Genomic DNA, 24041 nt, shown 5'->3' on the forward strand with positions numbered 1-24041 from the left:
TCAGCCCCCGATGTCCAGCGTGCCGGAGACTCCACCGGGCCGCGGTCCCTCACGGCTCAGCGTGGCGTCGTCGGTGATCCGGCCGTCGAAGAGGCTGATGACCCGGTCGGCGGCGCTCGCCATCCGGGCGTCGTGGGAGACGAGCACGATGGTCTGACCCCGCCCGTGGAAGCGGGAGAGGAGCCGTAGCACCTCCCGGGTGCCCTTGCTGTCGAGGCTGCCGCCCGGTTCGTCGGCGAGCAGCAGAGCCGGATGGTTGACCAGGGCGCGAGCGAGGGCGACGCGTTGTTGTTCACCACCGGACAGCTCACCAGGAGTGCTGTTCTCCTTGCCTTCGAGGCCGAGGTCGGACAGCAGCTCCGCGCGTGCCTTCCGAGCCTGCGAAGGCCTGTACCCGGCCAGCAGCGCCGGCAGCTCGACGTTGTCGGCCACGGTCAATTGGGAAACGAGATTGAAGAACTGGAAGACGATCCCGATGCTACGGCGGCGCAGCAGGGCCCAGCGGGCCTCGCTGTAGGTGTCGGTCCGCCGCCCCTCGATCCAGATCCGGCCCTCGTCGGGACGGTCGAGACCGCCGAGGAGATGGAGCAGCGTGGATTTACCGGCACCGGAAGGGCCGGTGATGGCCACGAACTCACCGCGCCCGACACTCAGGTCCACTCCGCGCACGGCCTTGACGGCGGTCCCCACACCCTGGTGGGTCTTGACCAGGTTCTCGGCGCGCAGGAGCGGCTCGGTTTCAGTGGCTTGCTTCCTGTCGGCGGCAGAGTCGGTCCCGCCGGACCCGGAAGGCGACTGGCGCTTCATTCCAGCTCCTCCTGACAACGCTCCAACCAGTCGAGGTCCGCCTGAAGGTGCAGCACGGCGCCGTCGATCAGCAGCTGCGCCACCCGGTTCTCCTGGTCCTCGGCCGCAGCCAGCTTCGACAGATCACGCATGGCGTTCAGGAAGTGGCGGCGCTGCTTGTTGATCAACGCGATCTGATCGACCACGCCTGATTCCGGGGCCAAGGCAATCTTCATGAAGAAATCACCCCGCACCCGGGGTTCGTCGGTGGGCTCCTCGAACCACGCGACCACCGCCTCACGCCCTGCCGGAGTCAGCTGGTAGGTCCGTTTGTTCGGACGGGTCTCCTGAGCGACGTCCTCACCCTCGATGAGACCTGACTTCTCCAGCCTGCCCAAGGTCACATAGATCTGCCCGATATTCGGCTGTGGATATGCCGCGCCGAGCAGGTCCTCCAGCGCCCGCTTGAGCTGGTAGCCGTGGGCCGGTCCATTGGCCAGGAGGGCCAGCAGAGCCAGACGCAATCTCGCCCGCCTCCCTTCCCCGACGTAAGGTCTTATTGGGCAGCCCGCCCCACTGGGGCACTGAATGATTCCGTACTCCTGTGCGTCGTCCAGTATCCCCTAAATACATAACCGTTAGACAGATCGAGTAAGGTGCAATTGCTGATCATTGCATCAGGAGGAGTCATGCGGTGGACCCGTGCCGCGGGCAGGGGGCTACTGGTGGCTGCCCTGATCGGCGCCGGTTACGCCGGCTACACGGCCACCGGGGCGGAATCTCGGCAGAACGACGGCAGAGGCCCGATGACGCTGGTCACCGGCGGGGACCTGACCGCATACCTGGACGGGGTCCTGAAGGGTTGGAACCGGGCCCACCCCCAGGAGAAAGTCACCCTCGTCGAACTGCCCGAGGCCGCCGACGAGGTCCGGGCGCAGATGTCCACCAGCCTCCGCTCCGGCAGCGACCGCTACGACGTCCTCAACATCGACGTGGCATGGAACTCGGAATTCGCCGCCGAGGGCTGGATCTCTCCCCTCAATGCCGACCGCTTCCCCATCAAGACCTTCCTCCCTCCCGTCGTGGACACCGCGACCTTCGACGGGCATCTGTACGCATTGCCGTACGTGACCAACGCCGGTCTGTTCTATTACCGCAAGGACATCCTGGATAAAGAGGGGGAGAAGCCACCGCATACCTGGGCCGAGCTGGAACGCCTCGCCAAGACACTGGCACCGAAATACGGGCTGGACGGATATGCAGGGCAATTCCTGCCCTACGAAGGCCTGACCGTGAACGCCGCCGAAGCAGTGCAGTCCCAAGGCGGTTCCATCCTGGTCGACGAAGGAAAGCGGGTGACGGTGGACTCGCCAGCTGCTCGCCGGGCCCTGGAGTTCCTTGCCGACGGAGTGCGAGAGGGCTGGATCCCCAAGGAGGCACTCACATATAAGGAAGAGGAATCCCGCAAAGCCTTCCAGGAAGGCCGACTGCTCTTCCTTCGCAACTGGCCCTACGTACACGCACTGGCCAATGGCGCGGATTCCGAGGTCGCCGGCAAGTTCGGCGTGGTGCCACTGCTCGGTACGCGGGACCACGCAGCGGGGATCCTGGGCGGCTCCAATCTCGCGATCAACGCGAACTCCCGTCACCGTGCCTCGGCGAATGACCTCCTGGCGTACCTGACCAGCGACCGGGTCCAACGGCAGGTCCTGGCCGACGGCGGCCTGCCTCCCGTGCGGGCCGACCTCTACAGTGACCCGGCGCTCATTCGGCAGTACCCCTATCTGCCCACCCTGCGCAAGGCCGTGCTTGCCGCGAAGCCGCGGCCCAAGTCCCCGCGCTACGACCAGGTGAATCTCGTGATTCAGGCCGTTGTCCACGACGTCATGGCCCAGCGGGAGACACCGGAGAGCGCCATCGCCCGGCTGAATCGGGAACTCGAGGCCATTGCCCGCCCTTGATCGGGCGAGGGGAGAGCGGCGGCACTTGAGGCACCCGGACCGCGGCGCCGAACCGGGCACCCGTCACGGCCGCGCGTGTTCCCCCGGCGCGCACTGACGCACCAACTGCGTATCCTCGACCGGCCTCTCGGCCGGAGTCGTATGGCCATGGGCGGCGGGCGCGCAGCGCCCTTGGAGGCGGGAGAGCTCGCCCGCGCAGCGTTGCAGGGCCACCTCCAGCACTTCCGGCATGTTGAGGGTGCCGGTGCCGTCCGGTGGGACGAGCCAGCGCAGGGCGCCCCAGCGGCAGTGCGGGGCGGGAGCGGCGATCCAGGTCCCGGCGCCCAGCAGCCGCACCCCCGTGCCGATCCACACGGTCTGCGGCTCCGGGGGCAGCAGGAAGCCCACATGGCGGCGCCTGGCGTCCAGCAGGCAGGGGCCGGGTTCGAGCAGCGGCAGCTCCTCCAGCAGGTCGGCGACCCGCAGCCCCAGCTGCTCCGGCACGATCAGCACGTCCCAGAACCGTCCGGCCTCCAGCAGCGCGACCCCGGTGCTGCCGTTCTGCCACTCCTGCTTGCAGGCGCCCGGGTCCTCCGACGCCGCGGCCAGCCATTCCATCGAATTCGTCCACTGCGTGAGTGCCATGAGAAGCCTCCCTGTGGTGCGCTGACGCCCGGTTGATGCCCTAGTGCACCGGGTGGCGGGTGTCGCGGCCATACGGCGGGAGCTCAATTCCCCGTATGGGGCGAGCGCCCGCGCGCCAAACAGGCAGGTAGCAGGGCGTGCGCCCCCATGCCGTCGGAGTACGCCGGAGCCGGTCGAGCGCGCCGGGACCGCCCGGCGCCGCCCGCCCCCGCCGGCTCACCCGCCCGTACGCTGTACGTGCTCGCGTCCCATGCGGCGACCCCGCGGGGCACGTGCCGGGGGCCGGGCGGTCTGTGCGTTGCCTGTGGATATTTGTCACCGTTTTAGGGTGTTTGGTGTGGCGCGCTGGTTCCAGTCGTTTCCTAGACCGCCGAGGTTGTGGCCCGCCGCGTCCGGCGGCGTACCCGAGCGGGACCTGGCCGTGCCCACCCGGCTCGCCGCGCTGCGCACCACCCTGGCCAGGATCGGCACCACGCTGGACGAGGGCAGGACCTGCGCGGAGCTGACCCGCGAGGCGGTCCGGCAGGTCGGCGGCACGGCTGCCGTGCTGTGGGTCGGCGGCGAGGCCATGGCCCGGTACGAGGCCGTCAAAGGCGACCCTTCGCTGCTGCCCGGTGTCCCGTGGGCCCTGGCCGCGGCGCGGGAGGCGAGCGCCCTGGAGGGGGCCGCGTCCGCGGTCCCGTACGCCTCCGCCGGCCGGGCCCGACCCGCGCTCTGCGTTCCCCTGGCCACCGACGGACACCCTTACGGCGGGCTGGTCTGCGCCCGCGAGCGGGCACCCTTCACCTCTGCCGAGGCCGAGCTCCTCGGCCTGCTCGCCGAACGCGCCGCCTCCCACATCCGGCACGCCCGCGAGCACGAGCGGGTCAGCGGCGTCGTCGGCAACCTCCAGCGCGCCCTGCTCGCCGAGCCCGGCCGTCCGCACCCGAACCTGGACGTCGCCACCCGCTACCTGCCCATCGGGCAGAGCGCCCTGGTCGGCGGTGACTGGTGCGAGACCGTCCGGCTGCACTTCGGGCGGACGCTGCTCGTCGTCGGCGACGTCATGGGGCACGGCCTGGAGGCTGCCGTGGACATGACGGCCTACCGCTCCTCGCTGCGCTACATCGCCTCCGCCGACCTGCCCCCGCACCGCGTGCTGCGCCAGCTCGACGACACCGCCAGCGCCGAGGCCGACCGCCGGCCGGCCACCTGTCTGATCGCCCGCGTCGACCCCAACCGGGGCCAGGTCACCCTGGCCAGCGCCGGGCACCTGCCCCCGGCGGTGATCGACGCGCAGGGCCGTACGTCACTGCTGCCGGTGCCGGTCGGGCCGCCGCTGGGCACCGGCCTCGGCGGCTACGAGCCGGCCACCTACCGGCTGGACCCGACCCAGACGCTGGTGCTCTTCACCGACGGCCTCGTCGAGCACCGGGGAGAGGACATCGACGACTCCCTGGACCGGCTGGCCGGCGTCGCCTTCGCGGCCACCGCGGGCGTCGAGGACGTCATCGACACGGTGCTCGCCCGGCTCGACGCCCGGCACGCCGAGGACGACGTCGCCGTACTCGCCGCCCAGCTGCACGACCGCGTCCCGGGCGCCGACGGTCCGGGCACCTGAGCACCGTCGCTCACCAGTCGTCGACGTCGTACTGAGTGCCCGAGACATACGGGTCGTGTCTGCGTACCGGCGGCTTGGACGGCGGTGCGGTGGGTGGCAGGCTCGCCTCCAGCAGGGCGTCGCACCACGGGCAGTCGACGGTGTCCTCGCTGCCCTCCAGCTCCATGGGGGCGGCTCCTGTCCTGTTCGAGGGCGGGCGGTGCTCTTCGGGCACGGATGACTCCATACGGGTCATGTCCTCACTCGACTGGGTGGTGGCGGAGGCGTCCGGCGTACCACCGGCGTACGCCTCGGCGTTGCTCCGGCATGGACAGCACTGATCCGACGCGGCGCGTCCTCGGCGGCGACGGCGCACCCAAGTCGTACGTCGTGCCGGTCACCGGCGTCCGGGGCCAGCCGTCGATCTACGCGGCGCTGGTCGCGGAGTGGCGCGCCAAGGGGCGCACCGTTCCCGGGCGCCGTGACATGTCGTGGGACCTTCTCGTGGCCGCGGCCGGCCATGGACAGACCGGTACCTCGTGGGCCGTCGGCCCGTGCAGCGGGCTGACCCCGGCCATCGGGGCCGGCCCGGCGTCCTACGGGCCCGCGCGGGCGGAGGGGCGCCACCCCGCGACGGCGGAGCGCGACGCCCCCGAGCCGCAGCGCGGCTCCGGCGAGGACGGGCGGGGCCCTCGTGCGGACGGGCAGCCGAGCCCGCCGCCCGAGCGGGTCCCCGCGATCGTCGTTCCCCGGGGCCTTCCCGGGCCGTTGTTCGTGTGGGAGAGCGGCGGCGGTGGCGGCCGCGTGGGCGTGGCCGATCCGCTCATGGGCGGCTGATGCCCACCGGGACGGCGAGCGCGCCGCCGGCCTCGCGCAGCGCCAGTCGTACGGCGTCCGGGTCGTGCAGGGCGCCGGTCCCGTCGGGCGGCAGCACCCACTCCATCCGCCAGCCGCCGCGATGGTAGGGCGGCGGCACGGCGACCCACGAGCCCCGGCCGGCATGGCGGACTCCGAACCCGGCCCACCCGGTGGCGCCGGCGGGCGGGATGAAGAAGCCGATTCTGCGCGCCCCGCAGTTCATCAGGACCGGGCCGGACGACCTCGGCCGCATGCGTCTGAGCAGATCCAGGGCGCCCAGGCCGAGGCGTTCGGGGACGCTCAGCACGTCCCAGAGGCGGCCGGCCTCCAACAGCACCGCGTCCGCGCCCTGATCCCACTGCCGTAGACACGACCGAGGATCCGCCGCGGCCGCCGCGAGCCACTCCACAGCCTGCTTCCCCATGGCGCGCTGCATGTCGCACTCCCCGCACTCTCGGCTCCGCCGTCCCGCTCAGGGCCCTTCATGCTGGTGGATATTTCTATGCGCCGGAAGGGGTGGCGTGGCCTGGCGTTTGCAGGTGGTTCGTACGACCGTCGCAGGGCCGTTCGGCTCGGCCGAGTCCGCGCCGACGCCCCCATGCCCACGGTGACCTGACGGCGTGTCGACCGCCGCACCGGTCGTCTGCGTGTAGTTGACGGGCCAACCGATTCGGGCGTTTTACGGTGTCTTGATGCGACTTGTGCCTAGGTGGGCGCTGCTTTCGTCGGGCTGCGCGCCTGTCGTACTCATCGGTGGGTGGCTGATCGCGGCGCGGCTGGAAGGCCCCGCCTACGACCCCGTCACCCAGACGATCAGCGTCCTGGCGGCCTACGGCGCCGCGGGATTCTGGGTGATGACCACGGCGCTCGCCGCCCTGGGTCTCTGCCATCTGGTCACCGCACTGGGGCTGCGGGCGGCCGCGCTCCCGGGACGGGTGGCGCTGGGCGCCGGGGGAGTGGCCGCGTTCGTGGTGGCCGCGCTCCCGCCGCCGAGCAGCGGAGGGTCCCTGCGCCACGGCGCGGTCGCCGGGATCGGCTTCGCCCTCCTCGCCATGTGGCCGGTGCTGGCCGCCGGTCGCCGGGGCACCGGGCCCTGGGGGCTCAGACTCGTGCCCTCCCTCGCGGCGACCCTGCTCATGCTCGTCAGTGCCGTCTGGTTCCTGTTCGAGATGCACATCGACGGCGCCGCCGGTGTCGCCGAACGCCTGGTGACCTCGATCCAGTCGCTGTGGCCGTTCGTGGTCGTCGCCTCCTGCCTCCGGTACCGCTACGGCATCGGCCGTTCAGGTGGCAGCCGTTCGAGGTGATCCGCAGTTCGAAGCGGCAGCCGTTCAAGGTGCCCGAATTGGCGGACCAGGTCCGGGAACTCCCCTTCCCCGGGGACCGACTCCTGTTGCGGTACGCACATCAGGAGGCCCGTGATGAAACAACCCCAGCAGTCCTCTCGCGGGGCGGGCGCGGTGCTGCGCGCACTCGCGCCGCCGCCCGCCCTCTGCGGGTTTCTGCTGCTGCTCGCCCTGATCTTCACGGCGTCGTACGCCGTCGGAGCCGCCTCCGGGCCCGTGGCGCCCGGCATGCACGGACCCGGGACGAGCGGCAGTGGCGGCTCCGGCCAGGAGGACACCGGCGACATGGGAGACATGGGGAGCATGGGCGGCACGGACATGCGGCACGGGAGCGGCGGCTGATGGCCACCGAACCGGCACCGCCGATGACCACCACGGACCTGACCGTCGGCGGGATGACCTGCGCGGCCTGTGTGCGGCGGGTGGAGAAGAAGCTCGCCAAGCTGGAAGGCGTGACGGCGACCGTCAATCTCGCCACCGGGCGAGCCAGGGTGAGCCATCCCCCGCACGTCCGCCCCGAGGAACTCGTGGCGACCGTCGAACAGGCCGGATACACGGCCGCCTTGCCCGAGCCGCCGAAGTCCCGCCGGCGCCCGGACGTGCCGGGAGACGGGGATGACGTGGGGCGCGGGGGCGGGCCCGGGTCCGAGTCCGAGGGCGTCCGGTCGGAACGGGAGCGGCTGCTGGTCACCGCGCTGCTCGCGGTGCCGGTGCTCGTGCTGTCGATGGTGCCCGCCTGGCAGTTCCGCAACTGGCAGTGGCTGTGCTTCGTACTGGCCGCCCCGGTCGCCCTCTGGAGCGCCTGGCCCTTCCATGTGCGGGCCCTGCGCGGGCTGCGCCACTCGACGGCGACGATGGACACGCTGGTCTCCCTCGGTGTCGTCGCGTCCTTCGCCTGGTCGGCGTACGCCCTGTTCCTCGGCGGCGCGGGCGCGCCGGGGATGCGGATGCCGTTCGGCCTGCTGCCCTCCGCCCCGGACGGAGTCGCGCACGTCTACCTCGAAGCGGCGGTCGGCGTGCCCCTGTTCGTGCTGGCCGGCCGGTTCCTGGAGGCACGGGCACGCCACGGCACCGGCGCGGCACTGCGCTCGCTGGCCCGGCTCGCCTCGAAGGAGGTGTCAGTACGGGAGGACGGCACCGAACGCCTTGTCCCCATCGAGGAGTTGACGGTCGGGCAGACCTTCGTCGTACGCCCCGGGGAGCGGGTCGCGACGGACGGCGAGGTGTCCGAGGGCAACTCCGCCGTGGACCTGTCACTCGTCACCGGGGAGAGCGACCCCGTCGAGGTCGGGCCCGGCTCACCGGTGGTGGGCGGCGCCGTCAACGCGGGCGGGATGCTGCTGGTGCGGGCAACGGCCGTGGGCGCGGACACCCAACTGGCGCGGATCACCCGCCTGGTGACGGACGCCCAGGCCGGCAAAGCGCGCGCCCAGCGGCTGGCCGACGCCGTGGCCGGGGTGTTCGTGCCCGCAGTGCTGGCGCTCGCCGTCACCGTGCTCGGATTCTGGCTCGGGGCGGGGGCCGATCCGCAGGCGGCGATCACCGCGTGTGTGGCCGTCCTGGTCGTCGCGTGCCCCTGCGCGCTGGGCCTGGCGACCCCGACCGCGCTGATGGCGGCCACCGGACGCGGCGCGCAGCTCGGCGTCCTGATCCGGGGCCCGCAGGCCCTGGAAGGGCTCCAGCACATCGACACCGTCGTCCTCGACAAGACCGGAACCCTCACCTCCGGGCACATGACGGTCGCCCGCGTCACGGCCGTCCCCGGTGGGCTCGGCGAGGACGCCGTGCTGCGGCTCGCCGGTGCCGTGGAGCAGGGCTCGGAACATCCGCTGGGCCGCGCCGTCGTCGCCCATGCCCGCAGGGCCCTGCCGGAAGGGGACGCGCTGCCCGGGGTACGGGACTTCCGCGCCGAGGCCGGCCGGGGCGTGCGCGGCCTCGTCGAGGGGCGCCCGGTCGAGGTGCTCGCGCCGGACGAGGGGTTGCCCGCGGCGCTGGCGGACGCCCTCCCGGTGGCGGAGGCCGCAGCGCATACGCCCGTCGTCGTGCACGTCGACGGGGTCGCCGAGGCGCTGATCGAGATCGGGGACGTCGTACGGCCCGGCAGCTACCGTGCCGTCGACCGGCTGCGGCGTCTCGGTGTGCACCCGGTGCTCGCCACCGGCGACCGCGAGGCCCCGGCCCGCGCCGTCGCCGCCGCCCTCGGCATCGAGGAGGTGCACGCGCGCCGCACACCCGAGGACAAGGCCGACCTCGTACGGCAACTGCGGGGCGAGGGCCGCCGGGTCGCGGTCGTCGGCGACGGCGTCAACGACGCGGCGGCGCTGGCCGGCGCAGACCTCGGTATCGCCATGGGTACCGGCACGGACGTGGCGATCGGGGCCGCCGACGTCACCCTGGTGCGTGGTGACATCGAAGCCCTCGGCGACGCGGTCCGCCTGGCCCGGCGCACCCTCGGCACGATCCGCGCCAATCTGCTGTGGGCCTTCGGCTACAACCTGGTCACCGTGCCGCTCGCCATGGTCGGCCTGCTCAACCCCATGGTCGCCGCCGTGGCCATGTCGGCGAGTTCCCTGCTGGTGGTCGGCAACAGCCTGCGGCTGCGGGCCTGGCAGCCGGCAGCGGGCCGCCGCCGTGAGCAAGCCGGAGCACGAGGCCGAGCCGGAGCACGCGGCCGAACGCCCGTCGTCGCAGGAGGACGTACCCGATGACCGTGTCCACGGCCGAACGGCCGACCGACCCCCGGGCCTCGCGCCCGACCCGCCGCCGGATCACCGAAGGCCTGCTCGCCGCGCTCGCCCCGATCGCCGCGTGCGGCGTCGCCCTGGGCGGCCTGACCACGTGGGTCGGCGCCGGCAACGCGGGCAGCCCTGCGCGGATCACGGTCACCGACGGGCGGGTCTTCCTGCCGTACGGAGACGTCCGGGACACCGCGGCGTTCTTCCGGATCGCCAACTCCGGCGGCTCGGACGACCGGCTGCTGAAGGTGACGTCGTCCGCGGTCCGCGGCGAGGCGACGCTCAGCCGGCATCGCATGGCCGGTGACAACGCGGCGTCCGCGCGGACGGTGGAATCGGCCGGCGTCCCGGCGGGCGGCAGCCTCACCATGTCCCCGTTCGGACTCGATGTCACACTGCGGGCCGATCCGGAGTGGGTGGCGGGCACATATGTGCCGTTCACACTGCACTTCGAGCAAGGTGGGCGGATCGAGGTACAGGCGAAGGTGGTCCGCCCCGGCGAGGCCGGCTGAGGGCGGCCCCACACCTTCACCTGTCGGCCGGCGTGCGTGCCCGGTTCCCTCCTGTCGATGTGTCCTGTATCACTCTTCTGGGCTTGAGTGCGGGACGGGGGTGTTGTGCGTACCCACCCGTGACGAGTGGGCCCAGGATGCGAGGATGAGGGCCGTCATGACTGCTGGGTGGGGTGTGCGCACGATACGGGCCGCGGTGTTCGCGTCCGTCTGTGTGCTGCTCGCCGCCCTCGGTCACGTCCTCATGTCGGGCTGGGCCGTCCCCTGGTGGACGCTGGCCGCCGGTGCCGTCCTGACGGGCGGCGCGGGCTGGTGCCTCGCGGGCCGCGAACGGGGGCTCCCCCTGGTCGTGTCCGTCGTGGTCGCCGCACAGGGCGGACTGCACACGACATTCGAGTTCGCGCAGTCCTCCACCACCGCGCACGACATGGGTTCCATGTCCACGCACGGGGGCTCCATGGATCCCATGTCCATGGACGCCATGAATTCCATCGGTTCCATGGGTTCCGCGGGCTCCATGTCCATGGGGCACATGGGGATGGAACACATGGACATGGGCCACGACATGGGCGTCACATCCTCGTTCGGCATGTTCGCCGCCCACACCCTCGCCGCGCTGCTGTGCGGCCTGTGGCTCGGGCATGGCGAACGCGCCGCGTTCCGCATCCTGCGGGCCGTCGCCGGCTGGCTGGCCGCCCCGCTGCGGCTCTCGCTCATCCTGCCCACGCCACCGCACCGCCCACGTCTGCGTCCGCGCCGCGGGCACTCCGACCGGGCGCCGCGGCTGCTGCCGCTCGTCCACACGATCACCTCTCGGGGTCCTCCAACAGGGATCGCTGTCAGCTGAGACAGCCGGTTCCCCGAGGCACGCGACCGTGCCTCGGGCCCCGGCCGTACCCGTCGTACGGCCGAATCCCTTGCTTCCCCGGACCCATTCGGCGCGGTGTACCCGTACGCCGCACACCGCCGTGCCCAGGCGCCCGGCGGTGACGCCGTCGTACCCGCCTCCGTGCCGGAGTCCGGACTACCGAGAAGGAACCAGGTGATCACTCCCGCTCTGCCCTCCTCACGCCCGACCCGCGTGAGGCACACGAAGGCGGACGACAAGGCGGACATCAAGGCCGGCAACACGGTGGAGACCACCGCCACCGCGGTCTCCCGCGACGAGTCGACGACCGCGTGGGCGCTGGCCGCCGGCGGCGGTGACGCGGACGCGACCGACCGTTTCGTCCGCTCGCTGCACCGCGACGTCGTGCGCTACGTGGCGCACCTGTCCGCCGATCCGCAGGCCGCCGACGACCTGGCACAGGACACGTTCCTGCGGGCGCTCGGCAGCCTGCACCGGTTCGAGGGCCGTTCCTCGGCGCGGGCCTGGCTGCTGTCCATCGCGCGCCGCGCGGTGATCGACAGCCACCGGTACGCGGCCGCCCGGCCCCGGCTGTGCGACACCGACGACTGGACGCTGGTGGCGGAACGCGCCCAGCCGACCGGGCTGCCCGGTTTCGACGACGGCATCGCGCTGCTCGACCTACTGGACGCGCTGCCCGACGAGCGCCGCGAGGCGTTCGTCCTGACCCAGATGGTGGGCCTGCCCTACGCGGAGGCCGCCGAGATGAGCGACTGCCCCGTCGGGACGGTCCGCTCGCGCGTGGCCCGCGCCCGGGCGACCCTCGTCGAGCAGCTGGCGGCGGCCGAGACCACGGTCACGGACGACGTCCCCGCCCTCACCGAAGGGCCCGTCGCGGCGCCGGCAGGGGCGGCGCCCGTCGTCGCCCTCGCCGAACCGGCCGTCGTCGCGGCCTGACCCGGAACCCGGTGTCGGTTCCCACTGCCGGGAACCGACACCGGGTTCGCCCCGACTACTGGATCGGGCGGCGGAGATCCGCCCCGTGCGACCAGTGGATCAGGGGAGTTTTCGATGCGTTCTCGTGTGGGGCGGGCCATGACGGCCGCGGTGCTCGGCGGCCTGCTGGCGACCGGCTGCGGAAGCGGGAGCGACGAGAAGGCGAGCGCCGCCGCCGGCAAGGGCGACTCCGCGGACCCGGTCACCGTCACCGACTGCGCGGGCGCCGAGACCACCTTCACCGCGACCCCGAAGCGCATCGTCACCAGCAACGCCTCCAGCCTCGAACTGCTGCTCCGGCTCGGCGCCGGGGACAAGGTGGTCGGCACCGGCTTCCCGCCGGGCAGGGGCACCCTGCCGGACGAACTCGACGCGCAGGCCCGGCAGGTGAAGGTCCTCAGCGAGACCGTGATCCCGAAGGAGAAGCTGCTCGGCTCCGGCGCCGACCTGTACATCGACACCTTCGCGTCGATGAACATGGGCGGCGGCATGGGGGACGCGCCGACCGAGGCCGAGTTCAAGGCCGCCGGCATCCAGCACATCTTCCTCAAGTCCACGGCGTGCGCGGCTCAGAGCAAGAGCCCGGTCACCGACCTGTCCGCCGTCGAGGACGACATCACCTCACTCGGCGCCGTCACCGGCACCAGCGCCCGGGCCGCGGAACTCGTCGCCGGCATGAAGCAGAAGGTGGACGCCGTCCACAAGGCGGTCGGCGGCACGCCCGAGCGGAAGCGGCCCACGTACTTCTTCTTCGACTACGACGCCGGCACCAAGCAGCCCATGGCCGTCTGCAACCGCCAGGTCGCCAACGCCGTCATCACGCTGGCCGGGGCACGCAACGTCTTCGCCGACTGCGACGGTGACTACAAGCAGGTCGGCTGGGAGGACGTGATCGCGAAGAACCCGGACTGGATCCAGCTCGCGGTGCGCGATCGGGGCAGCGAGGCCGCCAACGACAAGGCCTACGACGAGGCCCGCAGGTGGCTGGAGACGAACTCCGCGACCAAGGGCCTGAAGGCCGTCGAGAAGGGCCGGTTCCTGCGCATCGGCTCCGAGCGCACCACCATCGGCGGGGTCGCCAACGCCGAGACCGTCGAGCAGATCGCGAAGACCCTGTACCCCGGCAAGGTCGGCTGACCGTGCTCGACACCCTGGTGCGCAGGAAGAGCGCGGCGGATCCGCACGAGCGCCAACGGACGCGCGTGCCCGCCGCGCCGCTGGCAGTCACCCTGACCCTGGCGCTGCTCGCCGCCCTCACCGCCGCCGTGTCCTGGGGCTCGACGAACATCCCGGCCGGCGAGGTGTGGGGCGTCGTACTGCGGCGCCTGTCCGGCCAGGCGCCGCGCCCCGGCACCGACGACCTGATCGTGTGGCAACTCCGGGTGCCCCGCGCCCTGTTGGCGGCACTGGTCGGCGCGGGCCTCGGTCTCGTCGGCACGGCGATGCAGGCCCTCGTGCGCAACCCGCTGGCCGACCCGTACTTCCTGGGCATCTCCAACGGGGCCTCCCTCGGAGCGGTCGCCGCGATCGTGCTCGGCCTCGGCGCGGGCGGCACGCTCGGGCTCGGACTGTCGGGCGCGGCGTTCGCGGGTGCCCTCGCCACCTTCGCGCTGGTGTGGGCGGTGGCCCGGCGCCGGGGCGGATTCGCTCCGCTGCGGCTGGTGCTGGCGGGCGTGGCGATCGGGCAGTTCCTGTCGGGGTTCACCAGCTATCTGGTGCTCCAGGCGGGCGACGAGCAGCAGACCCACAGCGTCCTGTTCTGGCTCATGGGCAGTCTGAGCGGCGCGAGCTGGCCGCTGCTCGCCGCCCCCGCCGTCGCCGTACCCGTCACCCTGGTGTGGCTCCAGGCCCGTGCCCGGGGCCTGAACGCGCTGATCATGGGCGACGAGACCGCGGCCGGCCTAGGCGTCGACGCCACCCGGCTGCGCCGGGAACTGTTCACCCTCACCAGCCTGTTGACCGGCGTGCTCGTCGCCGTCTCCGGCGCCATCGCCTTCGTCGCGCTCATGGTGCCGCACGCCTGCCGCCTGATCGTCGGCGGTGACCACCGCCGCCTGCTGCCGGTCTCGGCACTGTTCGGCGCGCTGCTGCTGGTCGTCGTCGACATCGTGTGCCGCGTCGCCATGGACACCCAGGAGCTGCCCGTCGGCGTGGTCACGTCCCTCATCGGGGCACCGGCGCTGCTGTATCTGCTGGACCGGCGCCTGGGGAGCGGCAGTTGAGGATCTCGGGGAGCACGACTTGAGGATCGACATCGAGGACCTGCACGTCGCCTACGACGGCCGTACGGTCGTGGCGGGTGCCCAACTGGTCGCCGCCGAGGGCGAGATCACCGGCCTCGTCGGGCCGAACGGCAGCGGCAAGTCCACACTCCTGCGCACCGTGTACCGGCATCTGAAGCCGGCCGCCGGCCGGGTCCTGCTGTCCGGCGCCGACCTGCGCCGGCTGAGCCCGGCCGAGGCGGCCCGCCATGTCGCGGCACTCCCGCAGGAGCGGGGCGGCGACTTCGAGCTGACCGTGCGCGAGGTCGTCGCCATGGGCCGTACGCCCTACAAGCGGGCCTTCGCCGGGGAGGACACCACCGACCGGGACGTCGTCGCCCGCGCCCTCGCGGACGTCGGCATGGAGCGGCACACCGGGCGCCGCTTCACGGAACTGTCCGGCGGGGAGCGCCAACGCGTCCTGCTGGCCCGCGCCTTCGCCCAGCAGCCGGACGTCCTGGTCCTGGACGAGCCCACCAACCACCTCGACATCCGGCACCAGGTCGAACTCCTCGCCCTGCTGCGGGCGGGACGCCGGACGACCCTGGTGTCGCTGCACGACCTCAACGCCGCGGCCTCCGTCTGCGACCGGCTGCACGTCCTGCACGACGGCCGGGTGGTCGCCTCCGGCCCGCCCCGCGAGGTGCTGCGGCCGGCCTTGCTGGCCGAGGTGTTCGGCGTACGGGCGACCGTCGTCGACCATCCGCTGACCGGCGACCCGCTCATCGCCTTCGATCACCGGGCCCCCGCGGCAGACATCGGCGCGCCCTGACACCGCAGTACGAGACCGGACTCCGCATTCTTCATATTTCCGGCCAAATCCGGGAACTGGGCCCTCTGTGCCCCCGACCTCTGGAAGTGAGGCCGCCGAACGGCGGGCGGCCAGGAGAGGGAGGGGGCGCGAGGTGAGGGACCGCTGGGTTCTCGTGGCCGTCGCGGGCGCGCTGTCGTTCGTGGCCATGCTCGACATGAACATCGTCAACGTGGCGCTGGCCGACATCTCCACGGGACTGCGTGTCTCGGACGCGACGGCGCAATGGGCGGTGCTCGGCTACCAACTCCCGGTCGTCGCCCTGCTGTTGCCGGTCGGCCGCTGGCTGGACGGCGCCGGCACACGGCCCGCGCTGCTGACGGCGACTGCCGGCTTCGCGACCTGCGGCGCGCTGGCCGCCCTGGCTCCGTGGGCGGTCTGGCTGACGGCGGCCCGCATCGGGCAGGGCGTGTGCGCGGCGGTGCTGTTCGTGCTGATGCCGGTGCTGGTGATCAGGGCCGTGCGCCCCGAGGTCCGCGGTCGGGCGATGAGCGTGCCCGCGACGCTCGGCCCGCTCGGCGCCATGACGGGACCGGCGGTCGGCGGGCTGCTCGTGGACCACCTCGGCTGGCGCTGGGTCTTCCTGGTCAAGCTCCCGGTCTGCCTGCTCGCCCTTGTGCTGGCCTGGCGGGCGATGCCCGACGACGGCCCGTTGCGCGCCCCGGACCGGCGGTTCTTCGCCGACACGCTGCTCGTCGGCGGTGGGTTGGCCGCGTTGCTGCTCGCCCTCACTGCCGGAACCGGCAGTCCGCCGTGGGCTCTGCTCGCGCTCGCCTCGCTGATGCCGCTGTGGTGGTGGCTGCGCGGGCCCGGTGGCCGTCCGGTGACCGGAGTCCTGCGCGCGGCGGGGTTGTTCCGGGCGCACGGCGCGGTCCTCGCACTGGCGGCCGCGTTCGCCGCCATGCACTACGTCGTCGCCCTGCACCTCCAGCAGGACAAGGGCGTCAGCGCCACCACGACCGGCCTGACCGTGCTCGCCTTCCCGCTCGGCATGGGGCTGGCCGGACCGCTCGGCGGCCGGCTCGCGGACCGGTACGGCCTGCGGCCCCTCGCGGTCACCGGTGCCGCCCTCACCGCTGCCGGCCTCCTGCTGCTGATCCCCCTCGGCGACGACTGGTCCCCGCCGGACGTGGCCTGGCGGCTCGCGCTGGCCGGCTTCGGCATGGGGCTGAACGGCGGCCCGACACAGGCCCTGGTCATGGCCGCGGCCCCGCCGCGGCGCATCGCCACCGTCGGCTCCACGGTCCAGGTCGCCCGCAGCCTCGGCTTCACCCTCGGCCCCGCCCTCGCCACCACGGCGTGGGCCCTGGCCGGGACCGGCGACGGCGCGCGGGCCGGGCTGATCCTCGCCGCCGTGGCCGCCTGCCTCGCCGTACCCCTGCTCGCGCCGCCCGGCCGGCCCGGCGCCTCCGTGCCCGAGCAGGCCACCGACACCGTCCCGAACTGATCCAGGAGTTCCGATGTGCGGAATCACCGGCTGGGCGTCGTTCCACCACGACGCCGGCACCCAGGCCCCGGTCATCGAGGCCATGACCGCCGAGCTGTCCCCGCGCGGCCCCGACGCCGGCGGCGTGTGGCTGGGGGAGCGGGCCGCGATCGGCCACCGCCGGCTGGCCGTCATCGACCTCGAAGGCGGCGCACAGCCTATGACCGACCGGCCGCACGCTCCCACGGCCGTCCTGGGCTACAGCGGAGAGGTCTACAACCATCACGAGCTGCGCGCCGAACTCCGCGGCCGCGGACACCGGTTCCGCACCCGCAGCGACACCGAGGTCGTGCTGCGGGCCTACGAGGAATGGGGCGACGGGCTCGCCGACCACCTGGACGGCATGTTCGCGTTCGCCGTCTGGGACGAGCACGCCCAGCGGCTGCTCCTCGTCCGTGACCGGCTCGGCGTCAAACCGCTGTTCTGGGCGGCCGTCGACGGCGGTCTGGCCTTCGCCTCCGAGCCCAAGGCCCTCTTCCGGCACCCCGAGTTGCGGCCCCGGGTGGACGCGGACGGGCTCCGGGAAGCGTACAGCCTGCTGTTCAACACCGGGCCGACCGTATGGTCCGGCGTACGGGAGGTGGAGCCGGGCGGCCTGCTCGTCCTCGACCGCGACGGCATTCGCGAACGCCGCTACTGGCAGCTGGAGGCCGGCACGCACGAGGACGACCGGGACACCACCGTCGAGCGGATCGGCGAGCTGGTCGGCGCGGCCGCCCGCAATCAGCTGGAGGCCGACGTCCCGCTGTGCAGCCTGCTCTCCGGCGGCATCGACTCCACCGTCCTGACCGCCCTCCTCGCCGACGAACTCCGGCTGCGCGAGGGCCCGGACGCCCGGATCCGCTCCTACGCCGTCGACTACAGCGACCAGGCCGAGCACTTCACCGGCGACATCCTGCGCACCGGCCACGACACCCCGTACGCCGTCGAGGCGGGCGCGTTCATCGGCACCGACCACAGCACCGTCGTACTGGATCCGCGCGCCCTGCTCGACCCCGAGCACCGCAGGGCCGTCGTCGTGGCCCGCGACTCACCGATCGGCGTCGGCGACATGGACACCTCGCTGTACCTGCTGTTCGGGGAGATAAGGCGGCACTCCACCGTTGCCCTGTCCGGGGAGGCCGCCGACGAGGTCTTCGGCGGCTACCCCTGGTTCCACAACCCCAGGGCGCTCGCCGCCGACACCTTTCCCTGGCTGCTGGTCACCGGCGACGAGGCCGCCATGCCGCTCAACCCCGAACTCGGCCTGCGCATCGGCGAGTTCCGCGACGACACCTACCGCACCGCGCTGGCCGCCGTGCCCCACCTCGACGGCGAGAGCCCCGTCGAGCACCGGCAGCGCGAGATGCAGCACCTCTCACTGACCCGCTGGCTGCGCCAACTCCTGCACCGCAAGGACCGGTTGAGCATGGCCCGGGGGCTGGAGGTCCGCGTCCCGTACTGCGACCACCGGCTCGTCCAGTACGCCTTCGACGTGCCCTGGGCGCTGAAGAGCTTCGACGGCCGGGAGAAGAGCCTGCTGCGCGCCGCCGGAGCGGGACTCGCCCCCGCCTCCGTGCTGCACCGCCCCAAGAACCACTACCCGGCCACCCACCACCCCGACTACAACCGCGGACTTCAGGACCTGGCCCGTGACGCCCTGTCCGTCGAACAGGTCCGGGCCCTCGCCGACGAGTCCCGCATCAAGCCCTGCCTCGACATCCCGCCGGAACAGCTGGAGTGGGGCCACCGCCTCCGCCTCGAACGCGTCGTCGACCTCGCCCTGTGGCTGGACCACCACCGGCCCGAACTCGCCCTCTGAGGAGCGCCACCACCCATGACCGTCCAGGAACCGCAGCCGCTCACCGACCCGGTGCCGTTGATGGGCTGCCCGTACAAGGCCGACCCCTATCCGCTGTACGAGCGGATGCGGGAAGCCGGTCCCGTCCACCGGGTCCTCTTCCCCAGCGGGGTGCGGGCCTGGCTCGTCACCGGGTATGACGCCGCCCACGCCGCGCTGAACGACGACCGGCTCGGCAAGAACCACGACCGGGGCAACGACGGCTGGCGCGAGCGCGCCTCGATCATGCCCGAGCCGCAGCACTCCCAGCTCCAGGTCCATCTACTGCACCAGGACCCGCCGAAGCACACGCACATGCGGCGCCTCATCACGGACGCCTTCACACCGCGCCGCGTCGAGGCGCTGACACCGCGCCTCCAGGAGCTGGCCGACACGCTCGTCGACGCCCTCCCGGAACACGGGCCCGCCGACCTCGTCGCCGGATTCGCCGCCCACTTCCCCTTCCGAGTGCTCGCCGAAGTCATCGGCCTGCCGCAGGAGTTGGCGGGACGCTTCGACCGCGACTGGGGCAAGGTCGTCCAGCCGGTCGGGCCGGCGGACCCGGGACGGCCCCGGTACGAAGCCCGGCTGCACGGCCTCCAGAGCTATATCGCCGAGGTCGTCGCCCACAAGCGGGAGCACGGGGACGGCGATCTGCTCCGCCGCCTCGTCGCGGCCCGTGACCAGGGTGAACTGTCCCAGGAAGAGCTCGACTCGATCATCTTCCAGCTGCTGGTCGCGGGCCAGGAACCGGTCACCAACCAGATCACCACAGCCCTGATCGCCCTGTTCCGACACCCCGAACAGCTCGCCCGGCTGCGCGACGACCCCGCCCTGATGCCCCGCGCCGTCGAGGAACTCCTGCGCCACGACAGCGCCTTCGAGCTCACCACCTGGCGCTTCTTCGACCGTGACAGCGACCTGCACGGCACCGAGGTACCGGCCGGGGACTCCGTGATCGTCTCCCTGTGCGCCGCCAACCGCGACCCGCGCCGCTTCCCCGACCCCGACACCCTCGACCTCGACCGCAGCCCCAACCCCCACCTCGCCTTCGGGCACGGCATCCACTTCTGCCCCGGCGCCGCCCTCGCCCGCGCCGAACTCCGCGTCGCCCTCGGCACATTGCTGGCCCGCCTGCCCGGCCTGCACCTCGCCCTCAGGGACGAGGACCTCGACTGGATCCCTGCCGTCCTGGGCCGCGGCACGCACCGCCTGCCCGTGGGCTACGACCGACGGCTGTGACACTCCGGCCCGCCCCCTGACCCACCCACCTCGACCGACCGCGCCCGGCCGCCCGCCGAGGCGCCATCCCGCCATGCCCGCATCCCCGTGGAGGAACGACATGCCGCTGACGACCGCACCGGACACCCTCCCCCGAACCACCGCCGCGAGGATCATGGACCTGCTCCTCGCCCACCACCGCACGACGGACCCCTCCCACGCCACGGCCGAGGCGTTCCCCCATCAACTGCGCCGGATCGCCGACTTCGTCCGCGAGGACGCTCCGGTCGTCCTCACCCTGCCCGGCTTCCCCTGCAAGTCACCCAACCCGGCCAAGACCCTGGGCCACCTCCCGGACATGGGCGAACGGCTCTCCCTCGCCTTCCTCGACGCCCTGTGCGCCGGGATCGAGGAGATCCACGCACCCGGCGCGCACGTCGTCATCTGCTCCGACGGCCATGTCTTCGGCGACCTGATCCGCGTCCCCGACGAGCACATCGACGCCTACGCCGACGAACTGCGCGCCCTGATCCGGGAGTCGGACCTGCGCCGCCTCTCCGTCTTCGACCTGCGCGACGTCCTGGGCGACCTCCCGCACGACACCAAGCGCGCCCACGTCCACGACCGCTACGCCCCCACCCCGGACGCCCTGCGCGCCGAGGTCCGCACCGACGCGCAGACCCTCGCCCTGTACCGGGGCATCACCCGCTTCCTTGTCGAGGACACCACCGGGTTCACCGGCAGCCGCTCCGCCCTGCAACGCGAGTGCCGCAAACGGGCGTACGGCGTCATCCAGCGCAGCCGGGCCTGGGGCCGGCTCATCGCCGATCACCATCCACGCGCCGTACGCCTGTCGATTCACCCGCAGCCGGTGGGCGCCGCCAAGTTCGGCATCCGGCTGCTCGACGCGCCCGACGTGTGGACGACGCCCTGGCACTCCGTCGCCCTGCGCGAGGCCGACGGCGGCTGGACCCTCATGCCGCATGCCAGGGCGCGACGGCTCGGCCGGCCGGTCCACCGGGACGGCAGACCGAGCCACTTCGAGCGGGTGTGACGGCTCAGCTCCGGCCGGCCACCGTCCGCAGGTACGTGCCGAGCCGGGCGATCGCCGACGGATTGCGGGGGCTCTCGACCAGGTCGACGTAGTCCAGGACGAAGATCCGCTTGTGCCTGACGGCGGAGACGTTGCGCAGCGGCCCGTAGGAGAGCAGGAACTTCCTCTTCTGCTCGGCGCTCACATCGCCGTAGTCGCAGATCACGATGACGTCCGGGTCCCGCTCCACGACGGTCTCCCAGCCCACCGTGGTCCACGAGTCCGCGACGTCGCGCATGACGTTCGTTCCGCCGGCCTCGCTGATGATCTGCTCCGGGGCGGCGAAGCGGCCCGAGGTGAAGGGCTGGTCCTGTCCGCTGTCGTACAGGAACACCTTCGGCCGCCCGGCACCCGTCGGCGCCTTCGCCCGCACCTGGGCGACCTGCTCCTTGAAGTCGGCGATCAGCCCGGCGGCCCGCTTCTCGACGCCGAACAGCTTGCCGAGGTTGGTGAGGTCGGCGGACAGGGCGTCCAGCGGCGCCATGATGCCGCGGGAGCTCTCCGTGCGGCCGTTGCGGCAGGACTCGGTCAGCACGTACGAGGGGATGCCGAGCTTCTTCAGCGCTTCGGGCGTGAAGCCGCCCTCCTCACGGAAGCCGTAGTTCCAGCCGGCGAAGACGAGGTCGGCGCGGGCGTCGAGGACGTTCTCCTTGGTGAGCTGGTCCTTCGACAGCCACTTCACCCTCTCGTAGCCGCCCTTCCACGGCACGCCCGTCAGATCGCCCTTGTCGTCGGGCATCGCGAACCCGGCCATGCGGTCCTCCAGACCGAGCGCGAACATCAGCTCGGTGATGCCGACGTCGTTGGTGACCACCCGCTCGGGCACCTTGTCGTACGTCACCTCCCGGCCGCAGTTGGTGAGGGTGACCGCGGACGACTTCGCGTCCGCCGGCTTCTCCACCGTGGCCCCGCAGCCGGTCGCGGTGACCGTCGCGGCGAGGCAGAGGGCGGTGGCTAGGAGCTTGCGCATGTGGGTCCTTGGGGGAGGAGGTCGAACAGGAGCTGGACCGCGCCGGTCGCCGGATGCCGTACCGGATGGGCACGGACCCCGAAGACATCGGCGAGCAGATCGGGTCGCAGGACGTCGTGCGGCGGTCCCGACGCGACGATCCGGCCGCCGGCGACGACGTACAGGACGTCGCAGTGCGCGGCCGCCAGGTTCAGGTCGTGCAGCGCGGCGAGCACGGTCAGGCCGCTGGAGCGCACCAGGGACAGCACGTCCAACTGGTGCGCGATGTCGAGGTGGTTGGTGGGCTCGTCCAGGACGAGCACCTTCGGCTGCTGGGCGAGCGCCCGCGCGATGAGCACGCGCTGCTTCTCGCCGCCGGACAGGGCGAGGAATCCGCGCGCGGCCAGGTGGCCGACGCCGGTGCGCTCCATGGCGCCGGCGCAGATCTCCCTGTCGGAGGCCGCGGTGCGGCCCGGGTGCGGCAGCCGCCCCATGGCGACGACCTCGGCGACGGTGAAGTCGAACTCGGCCGACGACTCCTGAGGCAGCGCGGCCAGAGCCCGAGCGGTGTCCCGGGGCGCCATGGCGTGCACGTCGTCGCCGTCGAGCCGCACCACGCCCGCGGCCGGCCGCAGCGCCCGGTACACACAGCGCAGCAGCGTCGATTTGCCGCTGCCGTTCGGGCCGACGAGACCGACGAACGCCCCGCTGTCCACGGCGAGTCGGATGTCGTCGACCAGCCGGGCCCCGGCCGCCTCGACCGTGACGCCCTCGATGTCGAGCCGCATGGTCACCGGCCTCCGAACGCGTAGCCGCCGCGCCGCATCAGCAGCACGAACGCGGGCACCCCGACGACGGCCGTGATCACGCCGACGGGCAGTTCGGCGGGCGCGAGGAGAAGGCGGGACAGCAGGTCCGCCCACACCAGCAGCACCGCCCCGGCGAGCGGCGCCACGGCCAGCACCCGCCGGTGATCGGCGCCCACCAGCATCCGCACGACGTGCGGCACCATCAGCCCCACGAACCCGATGGCCCCGCTGACCGCGACCACGGTCCCGGTCACGGCGGCCGTGACGAGGAACAACTCTCGGCGCAGCCGGGCAGGTTGGACGCCGAGCGTGGCGGACGTCTCGTCCCCCATGGCGAGGGCGTTGAGCGACTCGGCCCGCAGCCGCAGCCACGCCCACCCGGCCGCCACGGTCACCGCCGCGAGCGGCACCTGGACCCAGGTCGCGCCGCCCAGGCTCCCGAGCAGCCACATGATCGCCGACCGGGCCGCCTCACCCCGGGCCGCGCCGAACACCATGACGGTGGTGACGGCCTCGAAGCCGTACGCCAGCGCCGTCCCGGTCAGGATCAGCCGCAGCGGGGTGAGCCCGTGCGGGGACCGGGCCATGGCGTACACCAGCGCGGTCGCCGCGAGCGCCGACGCGAAGGCCGACAGGGACAGCGCCCAGACCCCCAGACCCGCGAACACACCCAGCAGGATCACGGCGTTGGCGCCCACCGCGGCACCGGAGGAGATGCCCAGCACGAACGGATCGGCGAGCGCGTTGCGCACCATCGCCTGCACCGCGACACCGACGGCCGCGAGCCCGGCCCCGACGACCGCGCCGAGCACGACACGCGGCAGCCGGATCTCCCAGACGATGGTGTACGCGGCGGCATCCCCGGCATCCAGGGTCCCGCCGGTCAGCCCGGCCCCGAGCAGCCGGAAGACGTCCGTCCATCCGATTCCGGCGGCCCCCAGCCCCACGCCGCACACCAGCGACACGAGCAGCAGCAGCGTCAGCCCGAGGACGAGCGGTACGACGGGAGGACGGGCCGTACCGGATCCCGAAGGGGACATCCGTGGCGGACTTCGGTGCACGGGCGGGCGGTCCTTCGCCTGGGGCCGCCTGTGAACATCGAGCAGGAGCCGGCCCGGACGACCGTGCCGGTCGCGCGGGGTCCCCTCTCGCAGTCCGCGGCGAGCAGTCAACGGGTCGCACCAACCACGGGCGATCGGGCTCGCACGACGACCACGGGGGTCCACGCACACACCGTTGCGGGTCAGCGCCGGATTCTCACCGGACTTCCCCCGCGGAAGGCCCCGGGAGCGTAACAGACAGGGGCGCGGGGCCGGTGGGGCAGGGGCGGGCGCCGGGCGTTGTCAGT

24 protein-coding genes are annotated in these 24041 nt (G+C 72.6%); 16 read left to right on the forward strand and 8 right to left on the reverse strand.

The window, feature by feature from the left end; genetic code table 11:
• Both CP983_RS37895 and CP983_RS37900 read right to left on the reverse strand, forming a co-directional pair.
• On the reverse strand, positions 1–807 hold the full coding sequence (locus CP983_RS37895; RefSeq protein ID WP_150504674.1) for an ABC transporter ATP-binding protein: 807 nt from the start codon (positions 805–807) through the stop codon (positions 1–3).
• Positions 804–1310 carry a PadR family transcriptional regulator gene (locus CP983_RS37900; protein WP_107911880.1) on the reverse strand — a complete coding sequence of 169 codons (507 nt, stop codon included), beginning with the start codon at positions 1308–1310 and terminating at the stop codon, positions 804–806. Before CP983_RS37900 ends, CP983_RS37895 begins: the two co-directional genes overlap by 4 nt.
• Before the next feature lie 165 nt (positions 1311–1475).
• On the opposite strand from CP983_RS37900, the gene CP983_RS37905 reads away from it, so the two are divergent.
• Positions 1476–2747, forward strand: a complete 1272-nt coding sequence (locus tag CP983_RS37905) for an ABC transporter substrate-binding protein (protein WP_150504676.1) — start codon at positions 1476–1478, stop codon at positions 2745–2747.
• A gap of 63 nt (positions 2748–2810) precedes the next feature.
• Here CP983_RS37905 and CP983_RS37910 read toward each other — a convergent pair whose 3' ends face one another.
• Complete coding sequence (locus CP983_RS37910) at positions 2811–3371, reverse strand: hypothetical protein (RefSeq protein ID WP_229914841.1); 561 nt, start codon at positions 3369–3371, stop codon at positions 2811–2813.
• Between the two features lie 376 nt (positions 3372–3747).
• Between CP983_RS37910 and CP983_RS37915 the strand changes: the two genes are divergently transcribed.
• Positions 3748–4971: a PP2C family protein-serine/threonine phosphatase gene (locus tag CP983_RS37915; RefSeq protein ID WP_229914840.1), complete on the forward strand. Its 1224-nt coding sequence runs from the start codon at positions 3748–3750 to the stop codon at positions 4969–4971.
• 10 nt (positions 4972–4981) lie between these two features.
• Here CP983_RS37915 and CP983_RS37920 read toward each other — a convergent pair whose 3' ends face one another.
• A complete protein-coding gene (locus CP983_RS37920; RefSeq protein ID WP_150504680.1) occupies positions 4982–5185 on the reverse strand; it encodes a hypothetical protein in 204 nt (67 codons plus the stop codon).
• 92 nt (positions 5186–5277) lie between these two features.
• Between CP983_RS37920 and CP983_RS37925 the strand changes: the two genes are divergently transcribed.
• Positions 5278–5787 (forward strand): hypothetical protein, encoded by a 510-nt coding sequence (locus CP983_RS37925; RefSeq protein ID WP_150504682.1) that lies wholly within the window; start codon positions 5278–5280, stop codon positions 5785–5787.
• Here CP983_RS37925 and CP983_RS37930 read toward each other — a convergent pair.
• On the reverse strand, positions 5774–6244 hold the full coding sequence (locus CP983_RS37930) for a hypothetical protein (protein WP_150504684.1): 471 nt from the start codon (positions 6242–6244) through the stop codon (positions 5774–5776). The two genes, CP983_RS37925 and CP983_RS37930, sit on opposite strands and share 14 nt — an antisense overlap.
• A 256-nt stretch (positions 6245–6500) precedes the next feature.
• Between CP983_RS37930 and CP983_RS37935 the strand changes: the two genes are divergently transcribed.
• From CP983_RS37935 to CP983_RS37995, 13 genes are all read left to right on the forward strand, one after another.
• The gene (locus CP983_RS37935) at positions 6501–7115 is read left to right on the forward strand and encodes a DUF998 domain-containing protein (protein WP_150504686.1); all 615 of its coding nucleotides are present in this window, start codon (positions 6501–6503) and stop codon (positions 7113–7115) included.
• A gap of 114 nt (positions 7116–7229) precedes the next feature.
• Positions 7230–7496, forward strand: coding sequence for a hypothetical protein (locus CP983_RS37940; RefSeq protein WP_150504688.1), 267 nt, complete (start codon positions 7230–7232; stop codon positions 7494–7496).
• On the forward strand, positions 7496–9862 hold the full coding sequence (locus CP983_RS37945) for a heavy metal translocating P-type ATPase (RefSeq protein WP_150504690.1): 2367 nt from the start codon (positions 7496–7498) through the stop codon (positions 9860–9862). Before CP983_RS37940 ends, CP983_RS37945 begins: the two co-directional genes overlap by 1 nt.
• Entirely contained in the window at positions 9859–10401 is a 543-nt protein-coding gene (locus CP983_RS37950) for a copper chaperone PCu(A)C (RefSeq protein WP_150504692.1), read from the forward strand. The genes CP983_RS37945 and CP983_RS37950 overlap by 4 nt, the downstream gene beginning before the upstream one ends.
• Before the next feature lie 157 nt (positions 10402–10558).
• On the forward strand, positions 10559–11248 hold the full coding sequence (locus CP983_RS37955) for a hypothetical protein (RefSeq protein WP_150504694.1): 690 nt from the start codon (positions 10559–10561) through the stop codon (positions 11246–11248).
• 195 nt (positions 11249–11443) lie between these two features.
• The gene (locus CP983_RS37960; protein WP_189748847.1) at positions 11444–12205 is read left to right on the forward strand and encodes a sigma-70 family RNA polymerase sigma factor; all 762 of its coding nucleotides are present in this window, start codon (positions 11444–11446) and stop codon (positions 12203–12205) included.
• 114 nt (positions 12206–12319) lie between these two features.
• Positions 12320–13381 carry an ABC transporter substrate-binding protein gene (locus tag CP983_RS37965; protein WP_150504696.1) on the forward strand — a complete coding sequence of 354 codons (1062 nt, stop codon included), beginning with the start codon at positions 12320–12322 and terminating at the stop codon, positions 13379–13381.
• A 2-nt stretch (positions 13382–13383) separates the two neighbouring features.
• Positions 13384–14466, forward strand: coding sequence for a FecCD family ABC transporter permease (locus CP983_RS37970; RefSeq protein ID WP_150504698.1), 1083 nt, complete (start codon positions 13384–13386; stop codon positions 14464–14466).
• 19 nt (positions 14467–14485) lie between these two features.
• Complete coding sequence (locus CP983_RS37975; protein WP_150504700.1) at positions 14486–15277, forward strand: ABC transporter ATP-binding protein; 792 nt, start codon at positions 14486–14488, stop codon at positions 15275–15277.
• A 133-nt stretch (positions 15278–15410) separates the two neighbouring features.
• Positions 15411–16763, forward strand: coding sequence for an MFS transporter (locus CP983_RS37980; RefSeq protein ID WP_229914839.1), 1353 nt, complete (start codon positions 15411–15413; stop codon positions 16761–16763).
• 13 nt (positions 16764–16776) lie between these two features.
• The gene (gene asnB, locus CP983_RS37985) at positions 16777–18603 is read left to right on the forward strand and encodes an asparagine synthase (glutamine-hydrolyzing) (protein WP_150504702.1); all 1827 of its coding nucleotides are present in this window, start codon (positions 16777–16779) and stop codon (positions 18601–18603) included.
• A 15-nt stretch (positions 18604–18618) separates the two neighbouring features.
• Positions 18619–19863 (forward strand): cytochrome P450 family protein, encoded by a 1245-nt coding sequence (locus CP983_RS37990; RefSeq protein ID WP_150504704.1) that lies wholly within the window; start codon positions 18619–18621, stop codon positions 19861–19863.
• A gap of 100 nt (positions 19864–19963) precedes the next feature.
• Positions 19964–20896, forward strand: a complete 933-nt coding sequence (locus tag CP983_RS37995) for an L-tyrosine/L-tryptophan isonitrile synthase family protein (protein WP_150504706.1) — start codon at positions 19964–19966, stop codon at positions 20894–20896.
• Between the two features lie 4 nt (positions 20897–20900).
• Here the strand turns inward: CP983_RS37995 and CP983_RS38000 are convergent, their stop codons facing one another.
• Genes CP983_RS38000 through CP983_RS38010 form a run of 3 tightly spaced genes read right to left on the reverse strand, consistent with a single transcriptional unit; the run spans position 20901 to position 23733 of the window.
• A complete protein-coding gene (locus CP983_RS38000) occupies positions 20901–21905 on the reverse strand; it encodes an ABC transporter substrate-binding protein (protein ID WP_150504708.1) in 1005 nt (334 codons plus the stop codon).
• The gene (locus CP983_RS38005) at positions 21890–22672 is read right to left on the reverse strand and encodes an ABC transporter ATP-binding protein (RefSeq protein ID WP_150504710.1); all 783 of its coding nucleotides are present in this window, start codon (positions 22670–22672) and stop codon (positions 21890–21892) included. The genes CP983_RS38000 and CP983_RS38005 overlap by 16 nt, the downstream gene beginning before the upstream one ends.
• A gap of 2 nt (positions 22673–22674) precedes the next feature.
• On the reverse strand, positions 22675–23733 hold the full coding sequence (locus tag CP983_RS38010) for a FecCD family ABC transporter permease (RefSeq protein ID WP_150504712.1): 1059 nt from the start codon (positions 23731–23733) through the stop codon (positions 22675–22677).
• Positions 23734–24041: the final 308 nt, after the last annotated feature.

This window comes from Streptomyces chartreusis (genome assembly GCF_008704715.1).
Lineage (GTDB): Bacteria > Actinomycetota > Actinomycetes > Streptomycetales > Streptomycetaceae > Streptomyces > Streptomyces chartreusis.